This is a genomic window from Nonomuraea sp. WAC 01424 (assembly GCF_003947315.1).
GTDB classification, from domain to species: domain Bacteria; phylum Actinomycetota; class Actinomycetes; order Streptosporangiales; family Streptosporangiaceae; genus Nonomuraea; species Nonomuraea spiralis.
The window spans coordinates 195,082-210,357 of the sequence record NZ_QHHZ01000010.1 but is presented as its reverse complement, the minus strand read 5'-3'; the positions used below and the strand labels follow the sequence as shown (position 1 = coordinate 210,357).

Annotated in this window: 15 protein-coding genes; 11 read left to right on the top strand and 4 right to left on the bottom strand. The window is 73.0% G+C overall.

Annotation, left to right across the window (positions count from 1 at the left end; genetic code table 11):
• The first annotated feature begins 1 nt into the window (after position 1).
• From DMB42_RS27505 to DMB42_RS27495, 3 genes are read left to right on the top strand one after another with little or no spacing between them, the layout of a single operon-like run.
• Complete coding sequence (locus tag DMB42_RS27505) at positions 2-430, top strand: thioesterase family protein (protein WP_125637923.1); 429 nt, start codon at positions 2-4, stop codon at positions 428-430.
• A 24-nt stretch (positions 431-454) separates the two neighbouring features.
• On the top strand, positions 455-988 hold the full coding sequence (locus tag DMB42_RS27500; protein WP_125637922.1) for a flavin reductase family protein: 534 nt from the start codon (positions 455-457) through the stop codon (positions 986-988).
• A complete protein-coding gene (locus DMB42_RS27495; RefSeq protein WP_125637921.1) occupies positions 985-2,355 on the top strand; it encodes a cytochrome P450 in 1,371 nt (456 codons plus the stop codon). Before DMB42_RS27500 ends, DMB42_RS27495 begins: the two co-directional genes overlap by 4 nt.
• Before the next feature lie 49 nt (positions 2,356-2,404).
• Here DMB42_RS27495 and DMB42_RS27490 read toward each other — a convergent pair whose 3' ends face one another.
• Together DMB42_RS27490 and DMB42_RS27485 are read right to left on the bottom strand one after the other, a co-directional pair.
• The gene (locus DMB42_RS27490; RefSeq protein ID WP_125637920.1) at positions 2,405-3,163 is read right to left on the bottom strand and encodes a helix-turn-helix domain-containing protein; all 759 of its coding nucleotides are present in this window, start codon (positions 3,161-3,163) and stop codon (positions 2,405-2,407) included.
• 227 nt (positions 3,164-3,390) lie between these two features.
• Positions 3,391-4,242 carry a metallophosphoesterase gene (locus tag DMB42_RS27485; RefSeq protein ID WP_221762363.1) on the bottom strand — a complete coding sequence of 284 codons (852 nt, stop codon included), beginning with the start codon at positions 4,240-4,242 and terminating at the stop codon, positions 3,391-3,393.
• Positions 4,243-4,449: 207 nt separating this feature from the next.
• On the opposite strand from DMB42_RS27485, the gene DMB42_RS27480 reads away from it, so the two are divergent.
• From DMB42_RS27480 to DMB42_RS27460, 5 genes are read left to right on the top strand one after another with little or no spacing between them, the layout of a single operon-like run.
• Complete coding sequence (locus tag DMB42_RS27480; protein ID WP_312024761.1) at positions 4,450-4,980, top strand: sigma-70 family RNA polymerase sigma factor; 531 nt, start codon at positions 4,450-4,452, stop codon at positions 4,978-4,980.
• Between the two features lie 14 nt (positions 4,981-4,994).
• Entirely contained in the window at positions 4,995-5,555 is a 561-nt protein-coding gene (locus DMB42_RS27475) for a DUF5987 family protein (protein ID WP_125637919.1), read from the top strand.
• The gene (locus tag DMB42_RS27470) at positions 5,552-7,204 is read left to right on the top strand and encodes a GMC family oxidoreductase N-terminal domain-containing protein (RefSeq protein ID WP_125637918.1); all 1,653 of its coding nucleotides are present in this window, start codon (positions 5,552-5,554) and stop codon (positions 7,202-7,204) included. The genes DMB42_RS27475 and DMB42_RS27470 overlap by 4 nt, the downstream gene beginning before the upstream one ends.
• 10 nt (positions 7,205-7,214) lie before the next feature.
• Positions 7,215-8,252 (top strand): carboxymuconolactone decarboxylase family protein, encoded by a 1,038-nt coding sequence (locus DMB42_RS27465; RefSeq protein WP_125637917.1) that lies wholly within the window; start codon positions 7,215-7,217, stop codon positions 8,250-8,252.
• A gap of 13 nt (positions 8,253-8,265) precedes the next feature.
• Positions 8,266-9,069 carry a TIGR03084 family metal-binding protein gene (locus tag DMB42_RS27460; RefSeq protein WP_125637916.1) on the top strand — a complete coding sequence of 268 codons (804 nt, stop codon included), beginning with the start codon at positions 8,266-8,268 and terminating at the stop codon, positions 9,067-9,069.
• Between the two features lie 64 nt (positions 9,070-9,133).
• On the opposite strand, the gene DMB42_RS27455 is transcribed toward DMB42_RS27460, so the two are convergent.
• Positions 9,134-10,636 (bottom strand): benzoate-CoA ligase family protein, encoded by a 1,503-nt coding sequence (locus DMB42_RS27455; protein ID WP_125637915.1) that lies wholly within the window; start codon positions 10,634-10,636, stop codon positions 9,134-9,136.
• Between the two features lie 229 nt (positions 10,637-10,865).
• Between DMB42_RS27455 and DMB42_RS27450 the strand changes: the two genes are divergently transcribed.
• Positions 10,866-11,996, top strand: a complete 1,131-nt coding sequence (locus tag DMB42_RS27450; protein WP_125637914.1) for a hypothetical protein — start codon at positions 10,866-10,868, stop codon at positions 11,994-11,996.
• Between the two features lie 97 nt (positions 11,997-12,093).
• Positions 12,094-13,080 (top strand): helix-turn-helix transcriptional regulator, encoded by a 987-nt coding sequence (locus DMB42_RS27445; RefSeq protein WP_125637913.1) that lies wholly within the window; start codon positions 12,094-12,096, stop codon positions 13,078-13,080.
• A gap of 181 nt (positions 13,081-13,261) precedes the next feature.
• Here DMB42_RS27445 and DMB42_RS27440 read toward each other — a convergent pair whose 3' ends face one another.
• Complete coding sequence (locus tag DMB42_RS27440; protein ID WP_125637912.1) at positions 13,262-13,477, bottom strand: hypothetical protein; 216 nt, start codon at positions 13,475-13,477, stop codon at positions 13,262-13,264.
• Positions 13,478-13,691: 214 nt separating this feature from the next.
• Between DMB42_RS27440 and DMB42_RS27435 the strand changes: the two genes are divergently transcribed.
• Entirely contained in the window at positions 13,692-15,275 is a 1,584-nt protein-coding gene (locus DMB42_RS27435) for an acyl-CoA carboxylase subunit beta (RefSeq protein WP_125637911.1), read from the top strand.
• The last annotated feature ends 1 nt before the right edge of the window (position 15,276 follow it).

The window sequence follows — 15,276 nt, the reverse complement described above, 5'->3', positions numbered from 1 at the left end:
CATGGGCACCTACTACGAGTACCTGCACACGGTCGGCTTCGAGGAGACCAACCTCGTCGGCAACGTCTACTACGTCAACTACCTGCGCTGGCAGGGACGCTGCCGCGAGATGTTCCTCATGGAACGGGCCCGCGACGTGCTCGCCGACCTCCAGGACGACCTCAAGCTGTTCACGCTCAAGGTCGACTGCGAGTTCTTCGCCGAGATCACGGCCTTCGACCAGTTGTCCATCAGGATGCGCCTGATCGAGCTGGCGCAGACGCAGATCGAGTTCGGCTTCGACTACGTCCGGGTCACCCCGGGCGCGCCCGAGGTCCTCGTCGCCCGCGGCAGGCAGCGTGTGGCCTGCATGCGGGGGCCGAACACCAAGACCGCGCCGGCGAGGGTCCCCGACCCCCTGGTCCGGGCGCTCGAACCGTACGTGGCCTAGCCCCCGGACCCCAGGAGGTCAACCGTGCAAGTCCACTCTTCGGCCCCCGCGGTCGCGGACGCCAAGGCGCTGCGTGACGCGTTCGGGGTGTTCGCCACCGGCGTCACCGTGATCACGACGGGCGGTTCCGTTCCCCACGCCATGACGGCCAACTCCTTCACCTCGGTCTCGCTCGACCCGCCGCTGCTGCTGGTGTGCGTCGGCAAGGGCGCCGTGATGCACCAGTGCATCACCGCGGCGACGTCGTTCGGGGTGTCGGTGCTGGCCGGGCACCAGGAGGCCGAGGCGCGGCACTTCGCCGACCGCTACCGGCCGCTCGGCCTGGCCCAGTTCGCCGACATCGAGGTGACGCCCGGCGAGGTCACCGGCGTGCCGCTCATCGCGGGCGCGGCGGCCATGTTCGAGTGCCGGGTCTGGCGCGCGTACGACGGCGGCGATCACACGATCTTCGTCGGCGAGGTGCTGTCGCTGACCCGGCGGGACGACTGCGACGGGCTGCTGGTCTACCGGGGCCGCTTCGGGGAGACCTCCCCGGCCCTGCAACGGGTGTCGGCGTGACCGCGCTGGGCACCCGCCCGGTGGCGCTGGGCGGCCGCGTGCCGCCCGGCCCACCGCCCTGGGCGGCGCCCGTCCTGTACAAGCGGCTGGTCTCCGACCGTCTGGCGCTGCTGTCCAGGGCGACCGCCCGGTACGGCGACGCGGTGCGCATGACGATCGGCCCGAAGGCCATCTACCTGTTCAACCACCCCGACCACGCCAAGCACGTCCTGGCCGACAACAGCGGCAACTACCGCAAGGGCATCGGCCTGGACGAGGCCCGCCGGGTGATCGGCGACGGGCTGCTGACCAGCGACGGCGAGCGGTGGCGGCAGCAGCGCAGGACCATCCAGCCGCTGTTCCAGAACAAGCGGCTGGCCCAGCAGGACACGGTCCTGGCCGAGGAGGCCGGCCGCCTGGTGGCCCGGCTGCGGGCCAAGGCCGGAGGCGGGCCCGTCGACGTCGCCGGCGAGATGACCGGCCTGGCGCTCGGCGTGCTCGGCCGCACCCTGCTGGCGGCCGACCTCGGCGCGCACGACTCCATCGGGCACGCCTTCGAGGGGGTCCAGGACCAGGCCATGTTCGAGATGGTCACGCTGGCCATGGTGCCGTTGTGGTTACCGCTGCCGCTGCACCTGCGCTTCCGCCGGTCCCGGCGGGAGTTGCACCGGATCGTGGACCTGCTGGTGGCCGAGCGGCTGGCGAACCCGACCGGCGGCGGCGACCTGCTGTCCCTGCTGATCGAGTCCACCGGGCTGCGGGAGGACCCCGGGCCCGCCCGGCAGCGGCTGCGGGAGGAACTGATCACGGTGCTGCTGGCCGGGCACGAGACCACCGCGAGCACCCTGTCATGGGCCTTCCACCTCCTGGACCGGCATCCGGAGGTGCGCGAGCGGGTACACGCCGAGGCCGTCTCGGTCCTGGGCGACCGCCCGCCCGTGTACGAGGACCTGCGCCGGCTCACGTACACGGCGGCGGTGCTGGAGGAGGTCATGCGGCTGTACCCGCCGGTGTGGGCGCTGACGCGGGTGGCGCGGGAGGACGACGAGGTGGGCGGGTACCGGGTCCCGGCCGGGGCGGACGTGCTCATCAGCCCGTACACGCTGCACCGGCATCCGGCGTACTGGCGGGACCCGGACGCGTTCCGGCCCGAGCGGTTCGAGCCCGGCGCGCCGTCCGACCGCCCCCGGTACGCCTACATCCCCTTCGGCGCGGGCCCGCGCTTCTGCGTGGGCAATCACCTGGGGATGATGGAGGCCACGTTCGTGCTGGCCATGGTCACCCGCGAGCTGCGGCTGACCGGGTTGCCGGGCCGCCGGGCGGTCCCGGAGGCCATGTTGTCGCTACGGGTGCGCGGCGGGCTGCCGATGACGGTGAGCCCGGCCTGACCTGACAGAAGGGCCCGCGGACGGCGTTCGCCGTCCGCGGGCCCTTCTGTCACGCGCGGCCGTCGGTCCAGGCCAGCAGGTCGCGCAGTGCGAGCAGGACGGGCGGGTCGAGCGTGCTCATCGGCCGCAGCCGCAGGTCGGCGCGCTCGGTGCCGTCGCCCCCGCCCACCTCGATCGGGCCGATGCGCGCGATGCACGTCGCCGCGTCACCCTCTGGTGGGTGGTGCACGGCGTCCTCGCGGGACTCGGCCACGGCTTGGGCGATCACGTACCAGCTGCCCTTGGGCACGTGCTCCAGCACGTACGGGCCGGGCCGCCTGATCAGGGTGAAGCTCGCGGGCCTGCCCTCCATGATCTGGCCGGGGAACACGCCGGCGAAGACCGGCCGGTCGGCCAGGGGCGAGCTCACGACGCCGTGCAGGCTCGCCGACGGGCCGCCGGAAGCGCGGTCGCCGACGGTCAGGTCCGCCGCCGTGACGCTCATGAACTGCCGGTACCTGCTCGGCGACAACCCGACACTGTGGGTGAAGCGCGAGCTGAACGTGCCGACGCTGGAGTAGCCGACCTGGTGACTGATGTGCGTGATGCTGAGCGAGGTGGACACGAGCAGGCGCTTGGCCTCGCGCAGCCGCACCGCGGACAGGAACCGCCCAGGGGACAGCCCGGTCACGCGCTGGAACACGCGTGAGAAGTGGAACTTGCTGAACATCGCGGTCCGCGCCATGTCGTCAATGGTGAGCTGCTCTCCGTGGTTCTCCTGCATGCTCTCGATGACCCGCAGGACCGCTCGTTCGATGACGTCGTCCATATGGTCTCCCGGAACCCGGAGGGCCTTGGGCGCGCGGTTCCCGTCGATTCTCCGGCCGGTGCGGCCGTCGAATTCCCGGGAGTCGCGACGATTCCGCGGCGCTCCGGATGCATTGCCTTTCGGTTGCCACCTGGTACACGCTCTTGGGCCGGCAGTACGCTGCATGACAAATCGCCCTTTTTTGGGAAATCTTCGGAAATCTCGGCAATTTATCTGAGAATGCGGTTTTATCTGGACCATTCGCGGCGGGGTGGCGGCAGCAGTTGCCTGAGCAGCCGTCCGGCGCGGTGGTGGGGGCGCCGCTCGTGCGGGTAGCCGAGCGAGACCTCCTCGAAGCGCACCCCGTCGTGCCAGCTCGTGCCCGGGATGTGCAGGTGGCCGTAGACGACCGCGGCGGCGCGGAACCGCAGGTGCCAGTCGGCGGTCTGCTCGGTGCCGCACCACTGCGCCAGAGCCTGGTGCCGCAGGACGCGGGTGGGGGCGCGCAGCAGCGGGAAGTGGTTGACCAGCACCGTGGGCAGGCCGGGGTCGAGCGACTCCAGCCGTTCCTCGCTCTCGCGCACCCGCGCCCGGCACCACGCCTCCCTGCTGGGATAGGGCTCGGGATGCAGCAGGAACTCGTCCCTGCACACCACCCCCTGCCCGCGGGCCAGGTCGAGGGCCTCGGCCCGGGTCGTGCCGGACGGGCGGAAGCTGTAGTCGTACAGCAGGAACAGGGGGACGACGGCCGCCGGGCCGCCCTCCCCCGTCCAGATCGCGTACGGGTCCTCGGGCGTGAGCACGCCGAGGCGCCGGCAGATCTGCACCAGGCGCCGGTAGCGTTCCTCGCCGCGCAGGCCGGGATCGCCGGGCGTGGTCCACAGCTCGTGGTTGCCCGGCGCCCAGATCACCTTGGCGAAGCGCTCGCCGAGCAGCCGCAACGTGCTCTCGAACGCGTCCAGCCGCTCGGCCACGTCCCCCGCCACCAGCAGCCAGTCACCCTCGGTGCGCGGGCGCAGCCCCTCGACGGCCGCCCTGTTCTCGGGAAACCCGACGTGGAGGTCGCTGATCGCCAGTAATGCCGCACCGGAGGCGCTCACGCCGCGAGCGTACGCACGCGAGAAGGGCTCAAGAGCGCCGGAGCACGAAAAACAGGGGTCCGCGGAGGCCGAATAGGGGGTGGCGCGGACGCCTTTGTGGATAAGGGCGCGGGGACGGCCGATAGGGGTTGTTGCGGCGATCCGCGCATTCAATTCTGAGCATGCCGAAGAAAGCGGCAATCGCAAGGCCGTGTTCCGGGGGTGAGGATGATGGCCGATGCGCGGGGGCAGGAATTCGCGAATTTCGCGAAGGAGGCCAGACCTATGCTGCGCCGGGTCGCCTACCGGCTGTCCGACGACTGGCACGAGGCCGACGACCTCGTCCAGCGCACCCTGCTGGCACTGCACCGGCGCTGGGACGACCTCGACCGGCGCGACCGCGCCGAGGCGTACGCGCGGCAGATCATGCGGCGGCTGCTCATCAGCGACCGCAGGTCGATGCGCTGGTCCCGGGAGGTGCTCAGCGGGGCGCCGCCCGACGCCGTCTCGGCCCTCGACCCCTACGACCTGGTGGGCGAGCGCATCGTGCTGATGGACGCGCTGGCCAGGCTCGGGCCGCGGCAGCGGGCGACGATCTTCTTCCGGTTCTGGGAGGGCCGCAGCGCCGAGGACACGGCCCGGGTCATGGGCAACGAGTCCTCGACGGTGCGCAGCCAGACCGTCAGGGCGCTGACCACCCTGCGGGCCGTGCTGGCGCGCACCGGCCCCACCGACCGTACCGACAGAACGCCGACCTGAACGAGGGAGTACCCATGGGTCCACTGCTCTACGAGACGCGGGTGGAGACGTTGGAGGCGCTCGCGGACACCATCGTGCCCGGGGCGAAACGTGGTCCGGGCGACCGGGCGGTGGCGGGCATGAGCCCGACGGGCGGCGCGGTCGCGGCCGGCGCCATCGAGCTGCTGGAATGGGACGCCACCGGCGTCAGCGAGGGCCTGGACGACTACGCCCGCTCATTGAACGAGCACGCCCGCGCCCACGCCGACCAGCACGGCGTCGTGCTGGAGGAGGCCGTCCCGGAGTTCGTGGCCCTGCCGTTCGAGGAGCGCGCGGCTCTGGTGCGCACGCTGACCGCGCCCGGCCACCCGGAGAAGGCGTTGTGGGTGCTGCTGGTGCTGTTCTGCTACATGGCCTACGACTCCGCGGCCCACCTGCACACCGTCGACGCCCTGAAGGCCGGGCACCCCGGCCTGACCGCCATGGGCATCGCCCCGCCCGACGCGGACGGGCTGTGGCGTTTCCCCTCCTACTCCTACGGCCGTCCCCTCGCCGACCTCCACCCGGACACGACAGCTTCAGGGAGCCCCGCATGAACGGCGTCGAACGCACCGACGTGCTGGTGATCGGCAGCGGCTTCGGCGGCGCGATCCCGGCCTACCACCTGGCCGCCGGCGGCGCCGACGTGGTCGTGCTGGAACGCGGCCCGTGGCTGGAGTCATCCGAGTACGAGCACGACTTCAAGCTGGGCTCCTCCTACACCCGCATCTTCGACTTCACCGTCGGCGACGGCATGAGCGTGCTGGGCGGCAACTGCGTGGGCGGCGGCAGCGTGGTCTACTTCGCGGCCATGCCCCGCGCGCCGCGTTTCGTCTTCGAGCGCCGCGGCAGCATCAAGCGCCGCATGTGGCCGGCCGCGATCAGCCGCGACACCCTCGACCCCTGGTACGACCGGGTCGCCGAGTCGATCTCCATCACCCAGCAGGGCTGGGAGGACGTGTCGTACTCGGGTGGCCTGTGGGCGGCCGCCTGCCGGCACGCCGGCCGTACCGCCAACCCGGTGCCGGCGGCCGTGGACACCGCGGCCTGCGTCAACTGCAACTGGATGATGGCCGGCTGCCGGTTCGACGCCAAGCAGTCGCTGCTGGCCAACTACCTGCCGGCGGCGATCGCCCACGGCGCCGAGGTCAGGCCGCTGCACGAGGTGCAGAGCATCTCCAGGACCTCCGACGGCTCCTACCGGGTGACCTACAAGATCGTCCACGGCGAGGACTACCGGCTGACCGAGGGCGAGGGGACGATCGAGGCCAAGGTGGTCGTACTGGCCGCCGGCGCCGCCGCCACGCCGGTCATCCTGCAGCGCAGCGAGGGCGACCTCGGCACGATGCCGCACGCCGTGGGCCGCTACTTCTCCGGCAACGGCGAACGGCTCAACACCGCCGTGCTGAACGAGGAGCGCGTGCGCGAGGTGCTGGGCCTGGAGCGGGGCGACGGCCTGGCGTACGCGGCCAACCAGATCGGCAAGGGCCCGACGGTGGCCAACTGGGACCGGCTGGACGGCTCGCTGCCCGAGTACACCCGCTACTCGCTGGAGCAGCTCTACTTCCCGCCCGGCCTCGGGACCATCCTCGCGCTGGCCGGCGGGCCGGACCCGACGTGGTTCGGGCTGCGCAAGAAGGAGATGCTGGAGCGCTGGCGGTCCTGGCTGATCATCTTCCAGATGATCGAGGACGACAACGAGGGTGTGTTCGGCCCGCCGCCCGCGCGCGGCAACGCCGACCGCGTCTCCCAGCAGATGCTGGGCGTCGGCCGGCTGTCCTACAAGCCGACCGCCAACACCTCGGCCGCCTGGGCGATGGCCGACGCCGAGTGCAAGGAGATCCTGGAGCGCGACGGGCTGGCCACGGTGACGCCGTGGACGAACGACCTGGTCGGGGCGTACACGGTGCATCCGCTGTCCTCGTGCCGGATCGGCGACGACCCGTACACCTCGGCGCTGGACGACGGGCACGAGTTGCGCGGGCACCCGGGGATCTTCGTCACGGACGGCTCGGCCGTGCCGGGCGCGCTGACCGTCAACCCGGCGATGACCATCTCCGCGCTGGCCGAGCGGGCCGTGCCGGGGATCGTCAGGGCCGCCAGGGAGCGCGGCGTGGAGGTCTCCTACGGCGCGCCCGCGCCCGACGGCTCCACCGCCGGGCGCCGCGCCACCGCGCCGCTGGCCGCCGCCGCGCTGCGCGGGTAGGGCGCCGGCGATGGGCCGGCTGCTCAGCCGGATGACGGCGCGGCGCGCGCTCGGCCAGGTGCGGTACGTCCGCCCGGTGCTCCCCGGCGCCGCCCGCGGCCTGGTGGCCCGGGTGTACGAGCAGGTCGAGCGGGACTTCGGCATGCTCGCGCCGCCCGTGGCGCTGCACTCGCCCGCGCCGCCCGTCCTGGCCGCGTGCTGGCTGGTGCTGCGCGAGTCGCTGCTGGCCTCCGGCGCGGCCGGGCGGGTGGCCGGGGAGCTGGTGGCGATGGAGGTCTCGGCGGGCAACACGTGCCCGTACTGCGTGGACGTGCACGGCGCGACGCTGCGGGCGCTGGCCCCGGCCGATCCCCGGCTGCGGCCGCTGGCCGCCTGGGCCAGGGCGAGCGCGACCCCGGGGGCCGGCGGGCCGCCGGTCGCCGGGGAGGCGGGCGTGGAGCTGGCGGCGGTCGCGGTGACCTTCCAGTACCTCAACCGCATGGTCAACGTGTTCCTCGGCGACTCGCCGCTGCCGCCGGAGCTGCCGGGCGGCGCGCGCGGGCCCGCGCTGCGCGTGTTCGGCGCGCTCATGCGGCCGGCCGCGCGGCGGCCCGCCCCGCCCGGCGGCTCGCTCGGCCTGCTGCCCGGCGCGCCGCTGCCGGACGACCTGGCCTGGACGGGCGGCGTCCCGCGGCTCGGCGAGGCGTTCGCCAGGGCCGCGGCGGCGATCGAGGAGGGCGGCGCGCGGCGGCTGCCTGACCCGGTCCGCGAGCTGGTCGCCGAACGGGTGTCCGGCTGGGACGGCGTCCCGCCGGGCCCCGGGCGCGGCTGGGCCGGCGAGGCCGCCGCCGCGCTGCCGCCCGCGCAACGCCCGGCCGCCCGGCTCGCGCTGCTGACCGCCCTGGCCTCCCACCAGGTGGACCGGCGGGTGGTCGGCGAGTTCGAGGCCGCCACGCCGGGCGAGGCCGCGCTCGTCGAGGCCGCCTCCTGGGCGGCCATGACCGCCGCCCGCCGGACCGGCGCCTGGTGCGCCCCCGCCCCTCTACCTACCGCATCGACAGCCGACTGAAAGGAACGAGGACGTGACCGAGCTAGAGGTAGTGCTCGACGACCTGGCGGCCGACGGCGACCAGCTCGACGCGCTGGTGTCGGGCCTGGACGCCCAGCAGTGGAAGCTGCCCACCCCCGCGCCGGGCTGGACGATCTCCGACCAGATCGCCCACCTGGCCTTCATCTTCCGTCTGGCCACCGCCGCCGCCACGGACGCGGAGGGCTTCAAGGCCATGACGGCCGGCGCCGAGAAGAACTTCGACGGCGCGGTGAACGCCGCGCTCAAGGCGTTCGAGAACGACTCGCCCGGCACGCTGCTGGCCAAGTGGCGGGCCGGACGGGCCGAGGTGCACGCGGGTCTGGCCGCCGTACCGGCGGGCGAGGTCGTGCCGTGGCTGGTCAACCCGCTGCCGCCGATCGTGCTGGCGTGCGCGGGCATCATGGAGACCTTCGCGCACGGCCAGGACGTCGCCGACGCGCTCGGCGTCCGGCTGGAGCGGACCGACCGGCTCCGGCACCTGGTCGTCTTCGCCGTACTCACCCGGGACTTCGGCTACCTGTCGCGCGGGCTGACCCCGCCGGCCGAGGAGTTCCGCTTCGAGATCACCGGCCCGTCCGGCGAGGTGTGGGCCTACGGTCCCGAAGACTCCGCCCAGCGGGTCAGCGGCCCGGCCGAGGACTTCTGCCTGCTGGTGACCAGGCGGCGGCACCGCGCGCAGGTCGCGGTCACGGCGACCGGCGCCGAGGCGGACCGCTGGCTGGACCTCGCGCAGGCCTACCGCGGCCCGGCGGGGGCGGGGCGGCAGCCCGGCCAGTTCGCCCGCGCCGGCGTCTGAGGGGCCTTCCGGTACCGCGGGCGCGCCCGTCCGGAACTCCCCCAGTCCCGGGCGCGCCCGCTCCTCACACCCCGGCCTCCAGCGCGCGCCGGTCCACCTTGCCCGACGCCGTCTGCGGCAGCCGCGGCACGAACGTGATCTTCCGGGGGAACTTCTGGGCCGCCAGCCGGGCCCGTACGAACGCCTTCAGCTCGCCGGGCTCGACCGTGCCCGTCGCCACCACGTACGCGTGCGGCCGGGTCAGCCCGCGCAGCTCGTACCCGACCACCGCGCACTCCACGACGGCCGGGTGCTCGCGCAGGCAGTTCTCGATCTCGGCGGGCGCCACCCAGGACCCGCCCACCTTGAGCATGTCGTCGGCCCGCCCCTGGTAGCGGAAGTAGCCGTCGGCGTCCCTGCTCACCAGGTCGCCCGAGCGCACGGTCCGCCCGCCCACGAACGTGGCGGCCGTCTTGTCCGGGTCCTGCCAGTACTCCAGCGCGACCGCGTCGCCGCTGACCTCCAGCCGCCCGGTCCCGCCGTCGGGGACGTCGCGCCCCTCGGGGTCCACGACCCGGGCGCGGTAGCCGGGGACGACCTGGCCGAGCGTGCCCGGCCGCACCCGTCCCGGCCGGTTGGACAGGAAGATGTGGTACGCCTCGGAGGAGCCGAGCCCGTCCACGACCTCCACGCCGAAGGTGTCGCTCCAGCGGCGGTGCAGTTCCGGCGGCAGCGCCTCCCCCGCCGACGTGCACAGCCGCAGGCAGCTCAGGTCCTGCCGGCCGGCGTCGGGGTGGGCGAGCATGGCGCTCATCATGGTGGGCACGTTCACCAGGACCGTGGGCCGGTGCTCGGCGATCAGCTCGAAGATCGTCTCGACCCGGCTGCGCTCGGGGAAGATCACGCCGGCCGCGCCGACGCCGAAGGGGAACAGGGCGGTCAGGTCGCGGGCGTAGCCGAAGAACAGCTTGGGCACGGGCAGGACCACGTCGTCCGGCCGCAGGTCCAGCACGCCCCGGGCGTAGGAGTCGAAGCTGACGTGCGGGCTCCTGGCGGGCAGCACGCAGGCGCGCGGCGCGCCGGTGCTGCCGGTGGTGAACTTCCACAGCGCCACGTCCCCGGCCGCGACCGGCACCGGGTCCAGCCGGGCGTCCTGCGCGGCGACCAGGGTGTCGAAGTGGTGCTCGCCGGGGCGCAGCAGGTGGCGCGGTACGCCGGTCACGAGCATCCCGGTCAGCCCCGCCGCGCGCAGGCTCTCCAGCGCGGACGGCCCCGCGACCACCAGCCGGGGACGGGCGTAGCCGGCGAAGTAGCGGTAGTCCTTGGGCCGCAGGAACGTGTAGACCTCGGCGGTGACCGCGCCGATCTTCTGGGCGCCGTACCAGGTGGCGACCGACTCGACGCTGTCGTCGGCGGCGATGAGCACCCGGTCGCCGCGGCGTACGCCGAGCTCGCGCAGCGCGTTGCCGGCGCGGGCGGCCAGGGCGCGCAGCGTCGCGTAGTCCACGCGGCCCTCGCGGGTGAGCAGCGCGGTCCTGGCGCCGTCGGCCTGGTCGAGGAATCGTCCGGCGATGTTGAAAGAGTCCATGGCATGCCTTCTCGCTGCTCCGCTCGTGGGCTGGTTCCGCCTTCCACGGTGCCGGGCGGGGGGCGTCCGCAGGGGGTCCGGCGGCGTCAGCAAGCTGGCGGGCGTGGCAGCTTGCTGACGTTTCTCCCGGATTGCGGGATGGCGTCCGGATCGTTGACGGGCCCGCTGAGCTGCGCGTGTACTGGGTGTGCGGCGGCTCCGACGGCCGTCGCGCTCCGGAGGAGAAGCGATGGCATCCACGCCCGCGGGCTCGTGGCCGGTGACGGAGGCGCCCGGCGAGACGACCGCTGCGGCGACCGCTGAGGCGACCGCTGAGGCGACCGGCGGGACGACCGGTGAGGCGACCCACGGGACGACCGAGCCGACGACCGAGCCGACGGCCGCGCCCGTGGCGGCGCCCATGGCCGAGTGTTTTGGTGGCGCCGTTCATCTGGCCTGCGCCGAGTCGCCGGCCGACGAGCTCGCCGTCATCGTCGCCGGCTTCTCCGGCTACGAGGCCCAGACCAGGGCGCGGGCCCTGACCCGGCTGGCCGCCCTGCGCGGCCTGCGCCGGCTGCCCGGCGACAGGCACAGGACCGTACAGGCGGGGACGGAGCTGCGCCTGTCGGACTTCGTCGCCGACCCGCCCGCGGGCCTCGGCCTGCACGTGCCCGGCACCGGCCTGCTCAGCGGGCGGCGCTACCGGCTGCCCGCGGAGGTCGTGTGGGCGGGCGGGCACGAATGCCTGGTCGAGCCCGCGACGAGCGGCGTGGTGGACAGCGGCGTGCCGGAGGCGATCGCCGAGGTGGTCGCCCACGACGTGGTCGCCCGCTGGTGGGCCGAGCCGCGCGAGCCGCTGCTGCGGGTCTCGGCCGCGCTCGGCCGCCTGCTGCCGGCCGGTGTGACGGCCGCGGCCTCGGGGCTGGGGCTGCGGATGTCGGCGTTCGTGTTGTCGGTGCCCGATCTCCGGGTCGCCCTGGTGACCGTCGGCGGCGAGGGCGCGACGCTGGCTGCGGCGGCCGGCCGTACGGTGAGGCAGGCCGTGTGCGAGGCGTTCCTGCGCGCGATGGCGGCCAAGGCCCAGCCGTGGAGCACGCTGGAGCTGCCCGACTGCCTGCGCCGGTTCGCCGTGTGGCAGCGGGAGGCCGACTACGCCGCCTATCTGGAGCGCCTGGCCGTCGACGCCGATCCCCGGCTGGTCGACGAGGTGAGCGGGCTGCGCCCGTCCGGCTGGCCGGAGATCGCCGCGCGCCGGTTCGGGCACGAGCCCGTCGCCGTACGGGCGGACGGCGACGGACCGGTGGTCAAGGTGCTCTGCCCGGGCGCGCTGTGCTACCGGGCCGCGTCCGGGGCCACCGTGCTGCCCTGTCCGGTGCCCTGACCGAGCCGGCCAGGAACCGCAAGCTGCGAGGAGTGCGCGCCGTCTGGATTCCGATAATGGAACTGAAGCTCCGGCCGCCGACCCCGGGAGGTGGGGCGTGGATCTGTCCGTCATTGGAGTCACCCCCGAAGCGGAGGCGGTCTACCGCTATTTCCTGCGCCATCGGGGCGAGAGCGTCGGCTCGGTGCCCGAGGCCCTGGACCTCGATCCCGAGACGGTGGAGTCGGCGGTCGAGACGCTCGACCGGCTCGCCATGCTCGACCTGAACGACCGCCACCGGGTCACCGCGACCGAGCCGAGGATCGCGATCGAGCGCCTGGTCGAGCAGCGCCTTGAGGAGCTGAACGCCGAGATCCGCCGGGTGTTCGGCGCCCGCGACGCGATCTCCAGCTTCCTGGAGGACAAGCGGGAGGGCGACCGGTCCTCCCCGGTGCTGGACATCGAACGGGTGGAGAGCGGCGCGCGGGTCCGCCAGCGCCTGGACGACCTGGCCTTCTTCTCCTACAAGGAGACGCTCTGCCTGCACCCGGGCGGCCCGTTCAACGAGGTGATGATCGAGTCGGCGCTGCCGCTCGACACGCGCTCGCTGCGGCGCGGCCTGGCCCTGCGCGAGATCTTCCACCCCAAGGCGCTGGAGGACCAGCGCATGGTGTCCTACCTGCGCGAGCTGGCGCACCTGGGCGCCCAGATCCGCGTCACCGACCAGCCGATGGACCGCATGCTCATGTACGACCGCAGCGTCGCCGTCGTCCCGATCGACCCGAAGGCCCATTCCACGGGGGCGCTGCTGGTGCGCGAGCCCGGCCTGATCTCCCAGCTCGTCATCTACTTCGAGGGCCTCTGGAAGGCCGCCGTGCCGCTGGCCGACCACCTCGACCCGCCCGGCGAGGAGCCGGCGCTGTCGAAGATGGAGCAGCGGGTGCTGGCGGTGATGGCCACGGCCGACAAGGACGAGATCGCCGCCCGCGAGCTCGACATCTCGGTACGCACCTACCGGCGCTACGTCGCCGACCTCATGGCCAGGCTCGGCGCCGTCAACCGCTTCCAGGCCGCGCTGCGCGCCAAGGAGGAGCACTGGATCTGATCCCCTCCTTCCTCTCGCACACGAAAGCGCCGCACACGAAAGCACCGCAAACGAAACGCGCCGCACACGGACGAACCCCCGCGACCCGATCGCGGGGGTTTCGTCATTCTCCGGCTCTTCTCCAATAAGCAGACCTCCTCGGGGAAATGTACGGTCAATTCCTTTCTGTGGTCGGGGCCTTTTACGGCCAGGTGTTGCCCAGCGGGGAAGGAATCGGCCAGGTGTTCCCGTCGGGGCCGGCGGGCGCGGGCCAGGTGTTGCCCTCGGCCTTCACCACACCCGGGCCGGCAGCGACGGCGGCCTGCGCGGCGGTGGCACCCAAGGCCCAGACGACGATCCCGGAGACGATCGCGATAATCCACTGGGAAATTCTCTTGGCAACAATGCTGTTCGTCATTTCACTGCCTCTTTCTCGGCGGTTGTTCTCGGTGTTTCCTCGCACTTCCAACTTTGCGCGTCGGCGGGGCCATGAACCAGGCTTCGGCGAGGCAGCAAGCTGCAGGCCGTTGCCGCTTCCTGCCACGTCCGGCCGGGTCAAGCACTGGAGGAGGTGACATCCGGCGGCCATCGATCTTTAACTGGACGTACCGGAAGAGTCCGAGGAGGAAACGATGAGCATCTCCCCCGAGGTCCTCCAGGAAGCCCCGCCGGCCATGGACCGTCTGCGCGAGGAGCTCGCCGGCGCGCGTGAGGACATCGCGCGCGGCCACCCGCAGGCCGTGGAACGGCAGCACTCGCTGGGCAAGCGCACCGCGCGCGAACGGCTCGACCTGCTGCTGGACGAGGGCTCGTTCCTGGAGATCGAGATGTTCCGCCGGCACCGGGCCCAGGGCCTCGGCATGGAACGCCAGCGCCCGCACACCGACGGGGTCGTGGCAGGATCCGGAACCATCGACGGCCGCCGGGTCTTCGTCTACGCGCAGGACTTCACCGTCTTCGGCGGCTCGCTCGGCGAGGCGCACGCGCAGAAGATCCACAAGGTGATGGACCTGGCGCTGTCCAGCGGGTCGCCGTTCATCGGGCTCAACGACAGCGGCGGGGCCCGTATCCAGGAGGGCGTGTTGTCGCTCAACGGCTACGGCGGCATCTTCCAGCGCAACGTTCAGGCGTCCGGGGTGATCCCGCAGATCGCCGTCGTGCTCGGCCCCTGCGCGGGCGGCGCGGCCTACTCGACGGCGCTGGCCGACTTCACGTTCATGGTGCGCGACACCGCCCAGCTCTACCTGACCGGCCCGGACGTGGTGGAGGCGGTCACCGGCGAGCGCATCACGCACGCCGAGCTGGGCGGCGCGCAGGTGCACGCCACCCGGTCGGGGCTGGCCACGTTCGTGCACGACGACGAGGAGAGCTGCCTGGCCGCCGTACGCGACCTGGTCGCGATGTTGCCGGGCAACAACCTGAGCCGCCCGCCGGCGTTGCCCGCGCGCGGCGCGGCCGGCGACGCCCGGCCCCGGCTGGCCGAGATCGTGCCGGTGGAGCCGAACAAGCCGTACGACATGCGCCTGGTCCTGGCCGAGCTGGTGGACGACGGCGACTTCCTCGAACTGCACCAGAGCTGGGCGCCCAACGTGATCTGCGCGCTGGCCCGGATCGACGGCCAGGTCGTGGGCGTGGTGGGCAACCAGCCGACGGTGCTGGCGGGCGTGCTGGACGTGTCGGCCGCGGAGAAGGCCGCCCGGTTCGTCAGGTTCTGCGATGCCTTCTCCATCCCGCTGGTCACGCTCGTGGACGTGCCGGGCTTCCTGCCGGGCAAGGAGCAGGAGCACGCGGGCGTCATCCGGCACGGCGCCAAGCTGCTCTACGCCTACTGCGAGGCGACCGTGCCGCGCATCCAGGTCATTCTCAGGAAGGCGTACGGCGGGGCGTACATCGTGATGGACTCCCGTTCGATCGGCACCGACCTGTCGCTCGCCTGGCCGACCAACGAGATCGCCGTGATGGGCGCCGAGGGCGCGGTCAACATCATCCACCGCAAGGAGCTGGCCGCGGCGGCCGACCCCGCCGGCCGCCGGGCCGAGCTGCTGGAGCAGTACACCCGCGAGCTGGTGCAGCCGGCCTACACCGCCGAACGCGGCCTGGTCGACGCCGTGATCGACCCGGTGGAGACACGCTCGGCGGTGGCGCGCGGGCTGGCCATGCTGCGCGACAAGCGCAAGCACGTAGCACCGCGCAAACACGGCAACCTTCCCTTGTAGG

Excerpts from the sequence above, each read along its gene's own strand:
- DMB42_RS27505 (WP_125637923.1), top strand. The coding sequence starts at position 2 with ATGGGCACCTACTACGAGTACCTGCACACGGTCGGCTTCGAGGAGACC.
- DMB42_RS27490 (WP_125637920.1), bottom strand. The coding sequence starts at position 3,163 with ATGGACGACGTCATCGAACGAGCGGTCCTGCGGGTCATCGAGAGCATG.
- DMB42_RS27480 (WP_312024761.1), top strand. The coding sequence starts at position 4,450 with ATGATGGCCGATGCGCGGGGGCAGGAATTCGCGAATTTCGCGAAGGAG.
- DMB42_RS27475 (WP_125637919.1), top strand. The coding sequence starts at position 4,995 with ATGGGTCCACTGCTCTACGAGACGCGGGTGGAGACGTTGGAGGCGCTC.
- DMB42_RS27470 (WP_125637918.1), top strand. The coding sequence starts at position 5,552 with ATGAACGGCGTCGAACGCACCGACGTGCTGGTGATCGGCAGCGGCTTC.
- DMB42_RS27465 (WP_125637917.1), top strand. The coding sequence starts at position 7,215 with ATGGGCCGGCTGCTCAGCCGGATGACGGCGCGGCGCGCGCTCGGCCAG.
- DMB42_RS27455 (WP_125637915.1), bottom strand. The coding sequence starts at position 10,636 with ATGGACTCTTTCAACATCGCCGGACGATTCCTCGACCAGGCCGACGGC.
- DMB42_RS27450 (WP_125637914.1), top strand. The coding sequence starts at position 10,866 with ATGGCATCCACGCCCGCGGGCTCGTGGCCGGTGACGGAGGCGCCCGGC.
- DMB42_RS27440 (WP_125637912.1), bottom strand. The coding sequence starts at position 13,477 with ATGACGAACAGCATTGTTGCCAAGAGAATTTCCCAGTGGATTATCGCG.
- DMB42_RS27435 (WP_125637911.1), top strand. The coding sequence starts at position 13,692 with ATGAGCATCTCCCCCGAGGTCCTCCAGGAAGCCCCGCCGGCCATGGAC.